The sequence below is a fragment of the Arthrobacter sp. genome, from assembly GCF_031179985.1.
GTDB lineage: Bacteria > Actinomycetota > Actinomycetes > Actinomycetales > Micrococcaceae > Arthrobacter.
The window spans coordinates 1-15,536 of record NZ_JAPSHJ010000063.1 but is presented as its reverse complement, the minus strand read 5'-3'; the positions used below and the strand labels follow the sequence as shown (position 1 = coordinate 15,536).

The 15,536-nt window shown below is 62.4% G+C and carries 13 protein-coding genes, 3 pseudogenes and 1 riboswitch; of the genes and pseudogenes, 4 read left to right on the top strand and 12 right to left on the bottom strand.

Going from position 1 to position 15,536, the window contains the following annotated elements; genetic code table 11:
* Together RIN13_RS18580 and RIN13_RS18575 are read right to left on the bottom strand one after the other, a co-directional pair.
* Positions 1-2,010, bottom strand: a pseudogene (locus RIN13_RS18580) (hypothetical protein); the annotation flags it as partial.
* A gap of 611 nt (positions 2,011-2,621) precedes the next feature.
* Positions 2,622-3,293: a FadR/GntR family transcriptional regulator gene (locus RIN13_RS18575; RefSeq protein ID WP_309108796.1), complete on the bottom strand. Its 672-nt coding sequence runs from the start codon at positions 3,291-3,293 to the stop codon at positions 2,622-2,624.
* 89 nt (positions 3,294-3,382) lie between these two features.
* Between RIN13_RS18575 and RIN13_RS18570 the strand changes: the two genes are divergently transcribed.
* Entirely contained in the window at positions 3,383-3,727 is a 345-nt protein-coding gene (locus tag RIN13_RS18570; RefSeq protein WP_309108795.1) for a metalloregulator ArsR/SmtB family transcription factor, read from the top strand.
* Positions 3,724-4,725: a cation diffusion facilitator family transporter gene (locus tag RIN13_RS18565; RefSeq protein WP_309108794.1), complete on the top strand. Its 1,002-nt coding sequence runs from the start codon at positions 3,724-3,726 to the stop codon at positions 4,723-4,725. Before RIN13_RS18570 ends, RIN13_RS18565 begins: the two co-directional genes overlap by 4 nt.
* On the opposite strand, the gene RIN13_RS18560 is transcribed toward RIN13_RS18565, so the two are convergent.
* The 7 genes and pseudogenes from RIN13_RS18560 to RIN13_RS18530 form a co-directional block, all read right to left on the bottom strand.
* Entirely contained in the window at positions 4,670-5,179 is a 510-nt protein-coding gene (locus RIN13_RS18560) for a MepB family protein (RefSeq protein ID WP_309108793.1), read from the bottom strand. The genes RIN13_RS18565 and RIN13_RS18560 overlap by 56 nt on opposite strands.
* Positions 5,180-5,274: 95 nt before the next feature.
* Positions 5,275-6,816 carry an amino acid permease gene (locus RIN13_RS18555; RefSeq protein WP_309108792.1) on the bottom strand — a complete coding sequence of 514 codons (1,542 nt, stop codon included), beginning with the start codon at positions 6,814-6,816 and terminating at the stop codon, positions 5,275-5,277.
* 94 nt (positions 6,817-6,910) lie between these two features.
* A pseudogene (aspA, locus tag RIN13_RS18550) lies at positions 6,911-7,137 on the bottom strand (aspartate ammonia-lyase); the annotation flags it as partial.
* Positions 7,101-8,186, bottom strand: a complete 1,086-nt coding sequence (locus RIN13_RS18545) for an asparaginase (protein WP_309108791.1) — start codon at positions 8,184-8,186, stop codon at positions 7,101-7,103. The gene RIN13_RS18545 and the pseudogene aspA, both read right to left, overlap by 37 nt.
* Before the next feature lie 20 nt (positions 8,187-8,206).
* Positions 8,207-8,938, bottom strand: coding sequence for a FadR/GntR family transcriptional regulator (locus tag RIN13_RS18540; RefSeq protein ID WP_309108797.1), 732 nt, complete (start codon positions 8,936-8,938; stop codon positions 8,207-8,209).
* Between the two features lie 192 nt (positions 8,939-9,130).
* Positions 9,131-9,343, bottom strand: a pseudogene (locus RIN13_RS18535) (class I SAM-dependent methyltransferase); the annotation flags it as partial.
* A gap of 156 nt (positions 9,344-9,499) precedes the next feature.
* Positions 9,500-10,117, bottom strand: coding sequence for a uracil-DNA glycosylase (locus RIN13_RS18530; RefSeq protein ID WP_309108790.1), 618 nt, complete (start codon positions 10,115-10,117; stop codon positions 9,500-9,502).
* A 196-nt stretch (positions 10,118-10,313) separates the two neighbouring features.
* Here RIN13_RS18530 and RIN13_RS18525 point away from each other — a divergent pair, with 196 nt between their 5' ends.
* Entirely contained in the window at positions 10,314-10,814 is a 501-nt protein-coding gene (locus RIN13_RS18525; RefSeq protein ID WP_309108789.1) for a hypothetical protein, read from the top strand.
* 7 nt (positions 10,815-10,821) lie between these two features.
* Here RIN13_RS18525 and RIN13_RS18520 read toward each other — a convergent pair whose 3' ends face one another.
* The 3 genes from RIN13_RS18520 to RIN13_RS18510 form a co-directional block, all read right to left on the bottom strand.
* Positions 10,822-12,297 (bottom strand): amidohydrolase, encoded by a 1,476-nt coding sequence (locus RIN13_RS18520; RefSeq protein WP_309108788.1) that lies wholly within the window; start codon positions 12,295-12,297, stop codon positions 10,822-10,824.
* Between the two features lie 69 nt (positions 12,298-12,366).
* On the bottom strand, positions 12,367-13,665 hold the full coding sequence (locus RIN13_RS18515; protein ID WP_309108787.1) for a Y-family DNA polymerase: 1,299 nt from the start codon (positions 13,663-13,665) through the stop codon (positions 12,367-12,369).
* Positions 13,658-14,089 (bottom strand): translesion error-prone DNA polymerase V autoproteolytic subunit, encoded by a 432-nt coding sequence (locus tag RIN13_RS18510; protein WP_309108786.1) that lies wholly within the window; start codon positions 14,087-14,089, stop codon positions 13,658-13,660. The genes RIN13_RS18515 and RIN13_RS18510 overlap by 8 nt, the downstream gene beginning before the upstream one ends.
* A gap of 181 nt (positions 14,090-14,270) precedes the next feature.
* A riboswitch (cyclic di-AMP (ydaO/yuaA leader) is annotated at positions 14,271-14,452 on the top strand.
* Between the two features lie 2 nt (positions 14,453-14,454).
* On the opposite strand from RIN13_RS18510, the gene RIN13_RS18505 reads away from it, so the two are divergent.
* Positions 14,455-15,536, top strand: a 1,082-nt coding sequence (locus tag RIN13_RS18505) for a hypothetical protein (RefSeq protein WP_309108785.1), incomplete at its 3' end; no start/stop codon positions are given.

Here is a 15,536-nt window from a genome sequence, read left to right as displayed (position 1 = left end):
GACAGTGCCGCCGGCGTTTTCCAGGCCAACGGTGAACTGGTCCGCAGGAGCCTGACGGCCCTCGACGGTCTTGGACACCGTGAGGGTCGGAATCGGCGCCAGAGCACAGCGCGCACCATCATTGCCGCCGGAGGCCGGACCCGCAGACAACAGGATCGTCGCACCGGTGGTGGTGTTGATCCGGTAGATGTTGCCGGTGGGGTTGTCGGAGGCGTACAGGTATCCGGTGGCGTCGACGTAGACGGCGCCCACAAGAAGTCCGGTCACCGGCGCTCCTGAGGGATCAGTCAGCACACCATCGTTGGCCTGGTTCCCGGTTGCGGGATCGAACTTGGCCAGGATGTTATTCCCGTTGGCGTCTGTTCCGACGCCGTAGAAAGCGCCGTTGGCGAATCCCCAGTCAGCACCTGGGAACAGGCCGCCGGGCAGTCCCTTGGTTCCGGAGCTAAGCACAGTGCCGTAGGTCGGAGACCCCGGAACCATGTCGATTTCGAAATATTCAGAAGGGCTGGCACTGATGGTCACCCAGTAGTGGCCGTCCGCGTCGAAGTCTCCGACGTTGAAACCTGCGCCGCCTGTCCCGGTGGGAACGCCGAGGTCGGTGAAGGAACCGTTGGCGCCGATCCTGACAAGGTGGCCGTTCTCGCTGTCAATCCCGTAGAAGTAGTCATCCAGGGTGTTGTAGCCGACAGCGTTCACTCCACGGGGCAGGTTGAAGGCAGTGGAGTAAGCGCCCGAGACGAGGTCGACCTGCTGGACCAGGTGAGGACCGGCAAGGCCGGCCGGGCTCTGGAACAGGTAGCCGGACGCGTCGCAGGCCCAGGGCTGCTCAACGAATTCGACCGTGGATTCTCCGGGAGGGTTGATTCCCACGCCGGTGACGTTTGAGGGGCCGTTGGTGAAGGATCCCGGCGCGGCGGCGGTCACGTTGACGGTGACCGTGCAGGAAGCCATACCGGCATCAAGGTTACCGGTCACGGCCACCGACGTCGCGCCGGCAGGAGCTGTCACAACGCCTGCGGGGCAGGTGGTGGCTGCAGTGCCATCGGCGATGGTCAACCCTGCCGGAAGGGCATCGGTGAAGGACCAGCCGTTCTTGGCGGCGAGTTCATCTGTGTTGGTCAGAGTGAGCGTCAGCGTCGAGGCGGCACCGACGGGTACGGACGCGGGGCTGAAGGACTTATCCAACTGCGGAGTGACATCCAACACCTGGATGTTGTCGAAAGCATGGTCATTTCCGGTTCCCGAACCGTTGTTGTTGATCATGCGGATACCCATGGACGTACCGCTGACCAGCACTGATCCGTTCGAGGTGGTGGTGCCAACGTTGACGGAATTGGCGCCCGCGACCCCAACTGCAGGCGCAGCCACGGTGCTGGTGCCGACGCAGGCATTAACGGGAGATCCTGCAGGGATCGCCGTGCCGTTGCCGTCAATCAGCTGAAACTGAAGCAAGGGAGCCGATACGCCACAGTTCACGGCTGCAACATCAGCCCTGAAAGCCACAAACCGGCCGTTTTCGGTAAAGGGGATGTTCGTGGCTGTTTGGAACTCCACCTGGCCGGCCCCTGGGTTTCCGGCGGTATAAGCAGAGACCGCAAAGTTGGACGCGGAATCCGAAGCTCCGGCGAAAATGCCCAATGCTTGGCTCAGCTGTTGAGCGCTGTTCCAGGAACCCTGGGAACCGTTGCAGTCGGCGATCTGCGCTGCAGCTGCGGTGTCCTGTGTTGATGAAGCGATCCAGCCGTTACAGTCGGTAAGCCAGGACGGGGCAGCAGTGTAGGTCTGACCCGACACGCCCACGTACTGGTTGAGGCGTTGGATCGGAGCCGGGCCGGGGACGTTCTGGAAGTCCTCGCTGTAGATGACGGTGGACGCCTGTGGAGTGCCGGGACTGCCGGGAACAGTTGCTGCCTGGACGACGCTTGCCGTCCCGGCAAAAGAAAAAGCGAGGAGCCCTGTAACAGCAACAATGGCTGTGACCGGCTTGCCCCCGCTTCGTTGTGACATCCAACGGCTCAATGAGCCCGGATTCTTACCTTGCTGTCTCAACGGCGATACCCCCTGATAAATGGACACAGGGTCAGACCTTGACCCCAAAAAAAGCTTGAGTCGCAGCCGACAGCGCCTACCCAGCGCGTGATTGCTCCCCCGATGCTAAATACTATGCGGCAATTCTCTTATGTCAACAGGGGCGGTCAATAATTGTTTATAGAGGTGCCAGAATCCAAATTATCAGTTGGCTTATTAGCAGTGCTCCGGGGCAAAATAAGCCAAGTTCACTTACTAATTTGTCAGTATTGGCCAGGTAAATATCAGGTGGCTATTTTGTCTGCCGCTCTGGGAAGTCCTCAGTGATCCACTGCTGGCGTACCGCATTGTTGCATCACAAGTGCGCTACGAAGGGAATTCACATGCGGGGCAGCTGCCAGCAATGTCGGGCTATGGCATGGGTTTCGGTGGTAAATTCAGCGGAGTAAATACGCAAATTTGCAGGGATTTGCTGACATTTACAGGATCGGTGTGCGGTTCCGGGCAGGGTAAATAGGGGTGCCTGACCGGGGACGACGTAGACAGGTCGATTCAAAGTTCACGAGAAGTTGTCGTCCGGGAAACCTTCGCTACAGGGCCTGCCTCAGCCAGCTCTCGACACCGCTGATGTGGACGGTGACCAGGGCCCGTACCAGCTCGGCGTCACCGCGCGCCAAAGCATCGGCGATTGCTTTGTGCTCCGCGAGGGTGTGGGCGACCGCGCGGTCCTGGGTCAGTCCGCGCCAAATACGCGCCCGCACCGTGCTTCCCGACAAGGCGTCCAGAAGGCTTTCCAAATACGCATTGCCCGCTGCCCTGCTGATGATGCGGTGAAACTCGAGGTCGTGGGCCACCAGTTCCTCAACGTCAGTGTGCTCGTCGATCCCGTCCATAGTGGCGCGGAGTTCCAGCAGTTCGGCACTGCTGATTTTGCTTGCCGCGATGAACGCCGTGGCCGGCTCAAGGATACGTCGGACCTCGAAGAGTTCAAGGATTGATTTGTCCTGATGGAGTTCCACAACGAAGGCGACGGCCTCGTTCAGCAGCTTCGCGTCCAGGCTGGTGACGTAGGTGCCGTCGCCGCGCCGTACATCCAGAACCCGGATCAGCTCCAGGGCCTTGACTGCTTCGCGCAACGAGCTGCGTGACAAGCCCAGACGATCGCTGAGCTCTTTCTCCGGGGGCAGCCGGTCGCCGGCTTTGAGCTCACCCCGCAGAAGCATTTCCTTGATTTTGTCGATCGCCTCGTCTGTCACTGCCATGGGAACATCTTAGCGGGATTCATCGGATGTTTGCGGCCGGAAGGCCTGTTTCCTTTGGCTGCAATGGCGTTCTGTGACAGTATCTGCATATGAATGCAGATAAGCAGTCTTGCACTTTCGACGTCGACAGTCCTTATGTTGAGTTGGCGGTGGAAGTATTTTCGATGCTGGCAGACGCCACGAGGGTGCGGCTTATCCTTGCCCTCAGGGAAGGCGAGATGCCTGTGAACGCCCTTGCCGAAAAAGTGGGTAAGCCGGCCGCCGCCGTCTCCCAGCACTTGGCGAAGATGCGTCTGGTGGGCATGGTCACGACGCGTCAAGAGGGAACCAAAGTCTACTACCGGATGCAGAACGGCCATGCACGGCAACTGGTGGTGGACGCTGTTCATCAGGCGCAGCATTCGCTTGGCACAGCCCCCCACCACGGCGCATGAGCGGCTCGGACCAAGCCCTCGACGGGCACGAACACGAGCATGGCCATGACCACGAGCACAGCCATTTGCACGGCCACGGCTTAAAGGGCTGGCTGCGGGAAGTGTTCATCCCTCACTCGCACGATGCCGCCGATTCCATTGACGACGCCTTGGAATCGAGCGCGCAGGGCATCCGTGCCGTTAAGATCTCCCTGCTGGGCCTCGGCGCGACCTCACTTTTCCAGCTGATCATTGTGCTCGTCAGCGGATCGGTTGCGCTCCTTGCGGATACAGTCCACAATTTTTCCGACGCGTTGACCGCTGTGCCCTTGTGGATCGCTTTCCTGCTTGGCCGCCGCAAACCAACCAAGACGTATACCTACGGCTTCGGTCGGGCTGAGGACCTTGCCGGACTCTTCATTGTTGCCATGATCGCCCTTTCCGCCGTCGTTGCGGCCGTCGAATCCATCCGCCGCTTCTTCGAGCCGCAGCCGGTTCAAAACCTGGGCTGGGTCCTGGCTGCCGGGCTGGTGGGCTTTGCAGGCAACGAGTTGGTGGCGTTGTACAGGATCCGCGTCGGCCGCCGGATCGGTTCCGCGGCCCTGGTGGCGGACGGTGTGCATGCCCGCACAGACGGGTTTACGTCGCTCGCCGTAGTGGCGGGAGCGATCGGCATCTGGCTGGGTTTCCCCCTAGCGGACCCTATCGTGGGGCTGCTGATTTCCGCGGCCATCGTGGTGCTGTTGTGGGGCACCGTCCGCGACGTCGGTCGTCGGCTGATGGACGGAGTGGACCCTTCGCTGACTGACAGGTTGATGACGGTTATGCAGGAGCACGCTCCTTCAGGAACTGCCCGGCTGCGATGGTCAGGCCATCACTTGAACGCCGAAGTCACTGTTCCCGCAGCCGCACCAGTCAGTCTCCAGGAATTCAGCCTCCATGCGGCAAAGCTGGAGCGGGATCTCAAGGCTGCTCTCCCTGAGATTCATTCCCTGACGGTGGTTCCCCGGTTGCAGTAGCCTGTGAATCAAAGAACTCCAGCTGCCAACGCCGCGTAGCCTGTGCTTGCCGGCTGGTTGGCGCCGTCCAGGGCGGGTATATACGAAAGGCCCGCTTGCCGCCGAGCCCGCCTTGCGAAATCACACCGCGCTCGGCCAGGGCTTCCTGCGGGAAGACGAACTGTCCGGAATTTACCGAATCCCCAACGCTGACAACAAACAGGTCCACCCCGTCCTTTACATCAAACGGCCGGATGGGTTGACCCGGCCCCGCTGATCGCTGCCAAAGCGTCACGAACTGGCCGATCTTTGTTGGGGTGGTCTTGGCGATGCGGAAAACCACGGACTGATCATTGAGGGAAAACGTGTAGGCACCGTATTCCTGGCTCTCCGGCTCTGCCGCAGGCGTCGAACAGCGGTAACCGCGGGAACGATAATCCGCAATTGTGGTCAGGAGTTCAGGCGGCACAGTCACCCGCCAATACTATGGCTCGCAAAACGACGACGGCGGAACTCCAGGTTCCGTGGAACAGAACCTGGAGTGCCGCCGTCGGACTTAACCGGAAGGGCCTAGATACGGTCAGCTTGGCCGGGAGCCGGGAGGTTTGCTACCACCGGGGACATGCCGGTATAGCCGTCGCGGGCTTCAGCGATCTCATGGATCTGCTTCCGGCACGCATACCAGCCAACCACCATCAGGGCGCAGGCGATGAGCGTGACCAGGAGGGTCAGTGGTGAGTCGATGAAGACCATGACCAGGACCCCGACGAGGAACAGGAGGGAGACGTAACCGGTGTAGGGCGCTCCGAACATCCGGAAGGACGGGCGTTTGAGCCAGCCCTTGTCTGCCCAGCGCTTGAGCTGCATCTGGCACAGCACGATGGTGGCCCAGGTAACGATGATGCCGACGGAGGCAACGTTCAGGACGATTTCGAAGGCATCGGAAGGGACGAGGTAGTTCAGCGGAACGCCCAGGAGCGAAACACCGGCAGTGATGGCGATGCCGCCGTACGGGACGCCGGCCTTGTTCATGCGCTGGGCGAACTTCGGGGCGGAGCCGGCGACGGACATGGAGCGCAGGATCCGGCCGGTCGAGTAGAGCCCGGCGTTCAGTGAGGACAGCGCTGCGGTGAGGACCACGAGGTTCATGATGACGTCCACGCCCTGGATGCCAATGGAGCCAAAGAAAGTCACGAAGGGGCTCACGCCCTTTTCGTAGGCGGTGAACGGCAGCAGCAGAGCCAGCAGGATGACGGAACCGACGTAGAAGACAGCGATGCGGAAGACCACGGAGTTGATGGCCTTGGGCATGATCTTCTCGGGGTTCTCGGTCTCGCCTGCCGCAGTACCGACGAGCTCGATCGAGGCGTAGGCGAACAGCACACCCTGCATCAGGATGATCATGGGCAGGATGCCGTTCGGGAAGATTCCACCGTTGTCGGCGATAAGGCTAAAGCCTACTTGCTGGCCGTCAACCGGGGTGCCGAAGATGACGAAGTAGCTGCCGATGACAAGGAACGCGACCAGGGCGGCGACCTTGATGATGGCGAACCAGAATTCCATTTCGCCGAAGACCTTCACGGAAACTAGGTTCAGGCCCAGTACAACAACGAGGGCGATCAGGGCCCAGGCCCACTGCGGGACGTCGGCCATCCAGGGCACGTAGTGGCCGAAGAAGTTCATGTAGAGGGCAGCGGCGGTGATGTCCACGATGGTGGTGGTGGCCCAGTTGATCCAGTAGAACCAGCCGGCGACGAACGCCGCTTTTTCGCCGAAGAATTCCCGGGCGTAGGAGACGAAGGAGCCCGAGGAAGGCCTGTGCAGGATGAGTTCGCCCAAGGCCCGGAGGATCAAGAAGGCGAAGAAGCCACAGACGGCGTACGCGATAACAAGGGACGGGCCTGCGGCGTTGAGCCGGCCGCCCGCGCCGAGGAACAGGCCGGTGCCGATGGCGCCGCCGATCGCGATCATCTGGATCTGCCGCGGCTTCAGGCTCTTGTGGTACCCCTTATCCTCGGCATGGAGCAGGCTTTCGCTGGCGTGCGCCTGGGCCGGGACGGTGTGGTCCGTGATGGCCGCTTGTTGCTCGGCGGCCACTTGGGGCTGTGTCATGGTGGAGTCCTTTTTTCGGTGGGCCCACAACCGCCGGGTTCCCTGACGGAGGTTGCGAGGTCAGGGGGCGGTTGGGAAGGGGACTATCTGCGATTTACTGTCGTGTGCCAGGTTGCGGGCTGGGCACTTGGTCGAGCTGCGCTTCGGTGAGCAGCCCGTGTCCAAGGATCAGTCCCACTACCCCTTGCTGGTAGCGAGGGCTTCCTGAGCTATTGCTGTGGCCGCCTTTGCGGAGCCCGGGTACGGGTTCAGCTCGGCGACCAGACCGATTGACGGTTCCACGGTCAATCGGAGGTTTTGGGTGTTGGCGGTGTTGCCGCGTCCAGGAAGAGAAAGTCTGCAGCCTGCAGAAGGCCGACCTGATGGCCGCCTCCCAGAACGGGCGCGGTGGCGATGCCTGTGAGCTGTGAGGTGTCGACGTCGAGCGCGTCCAGGACGCGAACGGTGACGGGCATACGCGCGCGGTCACCGCCGTCGGAGATTTTCACGGCAACTCCACGGCCATCCGGGAGGCCCACCAGCTGCACGCCTTCAAAGCCGTCCTTTGCCACCAGCCCCGGGACCAGCCGCATGAGTTCGGTGACGTCGCGGCCCTCACCGGCCACCATCTCCGGATGGCGGGCCATTGCACGGGCGACGGCAGCTTCCGGGCTTCCTTCCGTTGTTTCGGCGTCCGAACGCGCTTCAGGTTCAACGGCGCTTGCCGCCGCAGCCAGCCGGCCGAAGGCGCGGGCCATTCCGAGCAGGGTCAGGGCGTAAAGGGGAGTCCCGCAGCCGTCGGTGCTGATCCCTGCCGGTGCCTCGCCAGTGAGGTCCCCGATGGTATTGGCCACAAGCTGCTGGAGAGGGTGCTCCGGATCAAGGTAGCCGCGAACCGGCCAGCCATTGATGACGCAGGTGGCGGCCATGGCAGCGTGTTTTCCGGAGCAGTTCTGGGCCAGCTGGCTCGGCTCCCCGCCGTTTCGAAGCCATTCCTCCCGCTCAGGGGTTCCATACGGGAGGTCTGTGGTGTTTTCGAGAGCGTCGGGAGTGAGTCCGTGGAGTTCGAGGATCCTCAGGGCGCCGTCCCGGTGGATGGCAGCACCGGAGTGGCTCGCCGCCGTCAGGGCCAGCAGTTCCGGGGAGATGTTGAGTCCGCCGCGGACGAGGGCAACTGCCTGCAGTGGCTTCAAGGAGGAACGCGGGTAAAAGGGCTTCAGGGGGTCCCCTGCCTCCAGCAAGGTTCCGGCGTCGGGAGCGGTTGCGATGAGAGACCCGTAGTGAACGCCTTCAATCAGGCCGTCACGCGTGAGGACCGCGAGCGGAATGTGCCGCGGCAGGAGGAACTGCGCCGGGTCTGAGGCGTGCTGGGCTAAGGCGGGGGAGAGCATGGAGTCCTTGAGTCTTGGGGTTACTTGTTCAAGATGGAATTGAGAGCGACGCCGACGGCGTGGAGATGCGCCTCCATGGCGTCCTCGGCGTCGGTGGTGCTGCCTGCTTCTATGGCTTGGAGAATGTGTTCGTGTTCCCGGTCGGAGGCGAGCTTGCGGTCGGCCACCATGTTGAGGGTTTCGGACTGGTTGGCGAGGGCTTCACGGATATCCGCGACGACGCGCTCAAAAACCCTGTTGCCGCTGGCGCGTGCGATCGCCGCGTGAAAGCTGGAGTCCAGGGTGACCCAGACCTCTGGATCGTCCTCGGACGCCATCGCAGCAACAATGTCGCGGAGGCTTTCGAGTTCTTCCTCGGTGCGGCGCTGGGCTGCAAGCCCTGCTGCAGGAACTTCAATATGCGGGCGGGCTTCGGTGAGGTCCCGGGCCGAATACTGACCGAGAACCAAGTCCGCGGCCACCCTGTTGGCAATCACGAATGTCCCTTTGCCTGTCCGCGTCATGGTGAGCCCCAAGGCAGTGCATGAGCGGAGGGCTTCGCGGACTACGGAACGGCTCACGCCGTACTCCTGGGCGAGCGCAGCTTCAGAACTGAGTTTGGCACCGACGTCGAGCTTGCCGGATTCGATTTCCTCGCGAAGAACGTTGAAGACTGCTTCGGCAGCGCCGAGGCGCGCCAAGGGGCGGCTCGGCGCTGTAGCGGCTCGTTCGGATGCGGGCTGTCCTGCTGTCCGGCTGTCTGACAGGTTCACACAAGAAATATGGCACGGGTCACAGCTTCCTGTCAATGCCGGGAGCAGATGCTCCTGTATGTTGAGCCGAGGGGCCTTAAGGCAGGGCAGTGGCCTTTCGGGCAAGCAGCACGGCCTGTCTCGTCCGCTCGAACTCCCCGGGCGTGCGCACCATCTGCGCGACGACGTCGAACCCCCTCCGAACTGAGCGTCGTCGGCGGGAAGATCCGAGAGATCGGCTACGTCGAATGCGAGATCCGGATGTTCGCGGCGGGCGATGCCGATCATCGCTGGCGACAGGTCGACTCCGGTAACGAGGGCGCCGTGGGCTGCCAGTAACCCAGTCATCCGCCCGGTGCCACAGCCCGCATCCAGGACCGAATTCACGTCTGCCGTCTTGACGTATTCGATGAAGGCGTTGATCATCGCCCGATCGAGCGGGGCTTCGAAACTGGCGTCAGGAAGCACCCTCGAATAGCTCTCGGCGACTGTATTGTAGGCCGATCGAACTGAGGCAAGCTCACCTGGAAGGTTCATGGCCCCACGGTACCGGCCTCCCGGCGAGTACTTCGATGCGCCTCGCTAGAGGTGCTGGATACCCGCGCGCTGCATAGCGTCTTTATAGATATCCACGCTCTTGGTGAGGAGTTCCTCTTGCTTCGTCTCGGAAACTGCGAACGCCCGGCCTCCCAGCGCCGTGGCCTTGTAGATCTTGATGCCATGGTTCTTCAGGGACGAGTGATAGGTCTTCTCGAAGAGCGTCAGAAAGGAGTTGGCATCAGCTCCGTGGGCGATGATCGCTGATACGCGCTTGTTGATCTTCAGGAACTGGCGGAAGGGCCTGAGGCCATCCGTTTTTTCCTGGACGTTGAGGGCGGAAGGCATGTCCGGGGCCCGGACCCATGGGTAGGCGTTCCAAGGCATGACATACCGGGGATCCAGTTCTGCCAGCTCATAGATGGACGTGGCCCGGCGGGCAGCTTCGTCGTCATTGAAGTGGGAGACAAAGCCTGACTCGGTTCCCCGTCCGGGGCTGGTCTGAAGGCTGACGATGCGGCACTCGTCTTCGTCGTGGACGGGGTCGATGTACGGGACAACCGATCCTGGCCTCTTCGCCATGAGTTCGTCGCAAAGCTGCGTTACAGCCGCGATATTCGGTTCCTGCAGCAGGGCCTTTTTTTCGTCCCAGTCAATCGTCACGATCTCTCCCTCAGCACACGGCGTCCAGAATCAGGCGTCTGGGTCCACTCTACGCGCTGGCGTGGGGTTGATGGGTGGGAAACTTTCTGGCGCAGCAGTGACTGCAGTAATGTGTCAGGCCTGCTTCCGGCGGGATGCGCGTACGGTTGGCAGTCGATGGGGACGCCTCCTCACGGGTGGAAGGAACGGCAGGCAGATGGATAGAAAGAAGCTCATCGACGATGGGTTCACTGGATTCCGGGCCTTTTCGAATCTGGAAATAAACAGGATTCCGCAGGGTCCGGGAATCTTTGCTGTGCTGATCCCGGAAGGTTTCCAGCCAGTGTTTCTAGCAAAGAGCACGGCTGGCCGCTTCAAGAAAAAAGACCCTTCACTGAAGCCGGCCGAGGTGGCCGCTGAATGGGTGGACGGGGCCGACATACTTTATGTGGGGAAGGCTGGCATCGGCAGTAAGGGCAACCGTGGCCTGCGTCGGCAGATTCAGGAGCTGGTTGATTTTGGTCAAGGGAAGCCGCCCGGTCACTGGGATGGAAGGTTGCTCTGGCAGCTAGGCGACGCCAGATCCCTGCTTGTCGCCTGGAAAGAATTGCCCCCGGATCAAGTGAACCGCGCTGAGGCGGAGTGCCATGCAGCCTTTCATGCTGTTCACGGCACGCTTCCGTTCGCCAATCTTGTCCAGGCCCGCGCAAAGAACTGAATATTCCTCAACCGTTATAGGTGAACCTCCCGCCTACGACGGTTGCTGCCACGGGCATACCGGCGAAAACGTCATCCGGAACAGCCAGTGGATGGCCGTCGAGGATTGCGATATCCGCCGGGTCTCCAACCCGGATCCGTTTCCGTCCCCGGGCCGAGGCCGCCAGGGCTTCTGTTCGTGTTATGGACTGCTCAGGGTGCCAAGGTTCCCGCCCGTCCTGCCTTGACCGGGTGGTGGCGGCCGACATCGCCGCCCAGGGATCCAACGGAGCGACCGGAGCATCAGATCCCAGCGCCAGTATGGCTCCCGCTTCCAGCAGCGAGCGCAAGGGGAAGGCCCGGTCAGTGTGACCGGCCCAGTTTGCCTCTGCCGCATCCCTGTCATCCAGAGCATGCAGCGGCTGCACACTGGCAGTCACGTTCAGTTCGGCAAACCGGGGGAGATCCTGCTCCCGGACAAACTGGGCATGTTCGATCCGCCCGGGAATGCCGGCACGCTCGAAAGCGTTGAGCGCCACCTTGTTTGCGGCGTCGCCGATGGCGTGGACAGCAGGAACAAATCCTGCCTCCCGGGCCCTCTCCAACAGCGCCAATAACTCGGTTTCGCTCACGGTGAGGACTCCCTTTCCGCCATGGGGGTAGGGGTCAACGCAGAACGCGGTGCGGGTATTGAGGGAGCCGTCTATGAGAACCTTCATCGGTCCGACGCGCAACAGGGCGCTTCCGGGAAAGGTTTGCCCGGTACGGAGCCCCAAGCCTGCGGCACGCCCAAGATGCTCGGCATAAACGCCGACGTCGACCCTCATCGAGTCGAATCCGGCCGCCTCGCGCCTGATCCAGGCATCCCGGTTCCATGCCATTTCGAAGTCGACAATGCCTACTATCCCGCGGGACGCGGCATTTCTTGCGGCATCGGCCACCCAGCCATCCACCAAAGGGTCAGGCAGCTGGTCCAGCTCACGGGTGACGGCGAACGCTGCGTCTTCCCGCAGCAGGCCATCGGCATCGAGGGAAAGCCCGTAGCGTTCGGCAGCCGCACTGTTCAGCCACACACAATGGAGGTCGTGGCTGAGGAGCGCCGTCGGCTGGCGCCGCGTCACGGCGTCGAGCATCTCCAGTGTGGGGGAGTCGTTCCACACGGCGTCCCGGAATCCGACGCCGACCAGCGTGGTGTCGGATTCCGCACCGGCCAGGTGGGGGCGGAGGAGCTCGACGGCGTCCCTCGCCGACTCTGCGAGGGAAAGATCCAGCCGTTGGGTCGCAAGTGCCCACTGGGTCATGTGGACATGTTCGTCCCAGAGCCCGGGGATGGCGTAGCAGCCGTCGAAGTCCCTAACCGTGGGGCCAGCCGGACGGTCCCCCGCCGGCGAAATACGTGAAACCACCCCGTCAGCGATGTGAACGTCAGAGCATTCCGAATCGCCGGGTTGCCGGACGGAGGCAAGAACGATTTCGGGTGGGGCGGCTGCGGAGGGGGGAACCATAGCAACAGGCTAGGCGTGCCGGGGCAAGCGACAAAGTTACCTGGTTGGCGGCGTCATCGGGCATTGGATTTAGGCAGCTTTGACGAGCGGGAGTTCATCCCAGTGCGTGGTGTAGCGCGGGGACATCATGTCGCGTTTCATCGTCCAGTCCGGGCCTCCCCTGATGCCGGCGTGACCGAGCCCGATGGAACCCCGGCCATAACGGCGGGCCACGTCCTCCAGGAGGGGGCCGATGCCGCGTTCCTCGTGCGGGTTCTCGAAGGGAGACAGCGGCGATTGGTTCCCCGATGGCCGCAGATCCGTCACCATGATTCCCGCTTTCGCATACTTGATTCCCTCCTGGATTTGCGGCAACAGAGCATGCGCTGCCCTCGTAAGGAGCACGGGATCGGCGGTGGGCATCGGCAACCTGATGCAGGCCGACGGGTAGGAAGTGTCCTGGGGGTTGTAGTAGGACGTGGCGGCATACGCCGTAAGGACCTTGGCCTGCAATCCGTGCTTGGCCAGCCTGGCGCTGGCCTGCTGACCGTAAATGCTGAGGACCTGGCGGAGCTCATGGACGGTAGTGATGGGCGTCGAGAAGGACCTGCTGAAAATCAACTGGTCCCGGCCGATCCGCTCCTCCTCCATCGGAATGCACGGTGTGCCCTGAAGCTCCAGGACGGTGCGCATCACCACCACTGAGAAGCGGTCGCGGATCATCACGGGATCTGCCCTTGAGAGGTCAAGGATGGACTGGATTCCCATGGCATTGAGGCGTTTGGTCAGGCGGGAGGCGATGCCCCAGATCTCGATCACCGACAGCCTGGCCATCAACGATTCCCGCTGGGCAAGGGGGAGGGAATCCCAAAGGCAAACGCCGTTGAAGCCAGGATTGTTCTTGGCCCACTTGTTCGCAAGTTTTGCCAGGGTCTTGGTGCCCGCGATTCCGACGCACACTGGAACGCCCACGTTGCGGCGCACGGCGGCCTTCATCTCCAGTCCGAGCCGAAGGAGCTCATCCGGGGCTCCCTTGACGCCAAGGAAGGCCTCGTCGATGCTGTAGACCTCCAGCCAGGCTGAGAACCTGCTGAGGAGTTCCATCACTCGCGCGCTGATGTCGCCGTACAGCTCATAGTTGCTGGACCTGGCCACCAGGCCCCACTCCTTGGCACGCGGCGCGATCTTGAACCAAGGCTCGCCTACGGGGATGCCCAGTGCCTTGGCCTCGGGGGACCGGGTAACGGCACACCCGTCATTATTGGAGAGCACAACCAGTGGCCGGCCTTCCAGGGATGGGTCAAAGGCACGCTCAGCCGAGGCATAAAAACAGTTCACGTCCACGTGGGCGATCTGCTGCATCCGGTGCATCATTGCCGGCTTAGACATGATGAAGGCACCTCGTGGCCACGCCCCAAATAATGAGGTCGGACAGTGCTGCAACGCGGATGTCCGGGTAGTTGGCATTTTCCGCCTGGAGCAGTACGCCGCTTGGTGTGATGCGGAGGCGTTTGATGGTGAGTTCACCGTCCAGCACGGCGATGACCACTGACCCGTCCTTGGGTTCCAGGGAGCGATCAACGATCAATTCGTCCCCGTCGCTGATGCCCGCACCCTCCATTGAATTCCCCGAGACCCTCACCACGTACGTGCTGGTGATGTCCTTGATGAGGTGTTCGTTGAGGTCGATCCTGCCGTCAAAGTAGTCCTGCGCGGGCGAGGGGTAGCCTGCAGCCACGGCCACAGGGGAAATGAGTACCCTGAGCAGCGAGCTGCCGGCAGTTATCATACGAGGACCCACGATAATGCCCACAACACACCCTTATTCGAATCTATGTTCGATTATTTAGTGTACTGCGAGGTTGGGCAAAAAGGTTGGCCCCATCTGCATTGAGCAAGGTGACTCGCCGCCGACGCTTTCCTGTTACCTAAACGTGACTTTAAGGGAGGGTTTCCTGTACGGTTTGTGCGTGGCCCATCTGGATCGGGCCGCGTCCGGGCTGACGCCGAGCTCTGCCACATCCCGGACTCCCAACACTAAGGCAGAGACGGGGGACCCAGAGTCTTCGGGCCGCTACCCAGCGGCCCGTGGGGTGAAGCCGTCACGTCTAACGTGCCGGCCGGTTGACCTCTTCCGAACCCGACAGCTAACCTCGCAGGCGTTGAGAGGCAACCATCATGTCCCGTTCTCTGGATCAGTCGCGCCCTTTACGCGCCGGACGGCATCGCGCAGAAGCCGCGCCATCCGTCAAAACCCCCAGCTCAACAAACCCCGCCCCGGAAGAGCCGAACCCTGGAACGGCTCCCACGGATCCGGTTTCCACCACGTTGATTCCAACTGTGCCGGTTCCCACGGACCCTGAACCAACTGCACCGGTTCCCACCGTAACGCGCCGAAGCAGGGACAGGCGCCCGGCCTTCGAAGTAGCCACGGCCCCCAGCACCGCACCTGTGAATGAAGCTGCTCCGGCAACCGTGCACAAGAGCTCGGCTCCGGAAACCGCGCCCATAGCCGAACTGGGTCCCACCCCGGCAGCGACGCGACGGAGCAGGACCCGGCGCGCTGCCGCTGAAAAGCCGACGGTGAGCGCATCGGCCGCCGCTGCAATCGACGCCCCGACGAGCGCACTTAGCCCTCAGCCGGCAGCCGTATTCAGTTCCAAGCCCGATGACGCCCTGAAGAATGCCGTTTCGGTTCGTGTCATGGGTCAAAGGATGGCCGTCGTAGCCGGAGCCTTTGCCGTGCTGCTTGGCGTGGGAGCAGCCAGCCAGGCCACAGAGCTGCCCTTCTTCGGCAAAGAAACGTCCGTCCAGGAGGCTCCCGGCACAACGAACGCGACTCAAGCGACCTCCGGAATACGGCCGACGGCCGGAACCGCTACCCCTCGCCCAACCGTCTCGGCCACGTCCCCGGGGATAACCACCGGCACCCCGGCCGAAGCAGCGGCGGGCGCAGGTGCCCCGACGGCAGCGAATCCACAAGGCACTGGCTTGCCTGGCGTGGGCAACCTCCCCATGCCTGTGGACGCTCCCACCCTGGCGGCAATAGCGGCTGCCTCGTCCGCCGCGGGTCCGCCCGCCTCTGCCACGTCGCCGAACGCCCAACCTCCGGCCTCTTCCTCGAACCCTCAGCCGGCACCGGCCTCGCCGACGGCGGCACCGGTTCCCGCTACAACCCCAGCACCAGCACTAACACCAACCCAGGCGCCGTCGCAGTCACCGAGTACCCTGCTGACGCCAATTACCGGCTTGCTCGACCC

Bases quoted from the DNA above. Each gene is read 5' to 3' on its own strand.
- RIN13_RS18520 (WP_309108788.1), bottom strand. From the start codon at position 12,297: ATGGTTCCCCCCTCCGCAGCCGCCCCACCCGAAATCGTTCTTGCCTCC.
- RIN13_RS18570 (WP_309108795.1), top strand. From the start codon at position 3,383: ATGAATGCAGATAAGCAGTCTTGCACTTTCGACGTCGACAGTCCTTAT.
- RIN13_RS18545 (WP_309108791.1), bottom strand. From the start codon at position 8,186: ATGCTCTCCCCCGCCTTAGCCCAGCACGCCTCAGACCCGGCGCAGTTC.
- RIN13_RS18565 (WP_309108794.1), top strand. From the start codon at position 3,724: ATGAGCGGCTCGGACCAAGCCCTCGACGGGCACGAACACGAGCATGGC.
- RIN13_RS18575 (WP_309108796.1), bottom strand. From the start codon at position 3,293: ATGGCAGTGACAGACGAGGCGATCGACAAAATCAAGGAAATGCTTCTG.
- RIN13_RS18515 (WP_309108787.1), bottom strand. From the start codon at position 13,665: ATGTCTAAGCCGGCAATGATGCACCGGATGCAGCAGATCGCCCACGTG.
- RIN13_RS18525 (WP_309108789.1), top strand. From the start codon at position 10,314: ATGGATAGAAAGAAGCTCATCGACGATGGGTTCACTGGATTCCGGGCC.
- RIN13_RS18555 (WP_309108792.1), bottom strand. From the start codon at position 6,816: ATGACACAGCCCCAAGTGGCCGCCGAGCAACAAGCGGCCATCACGGAC.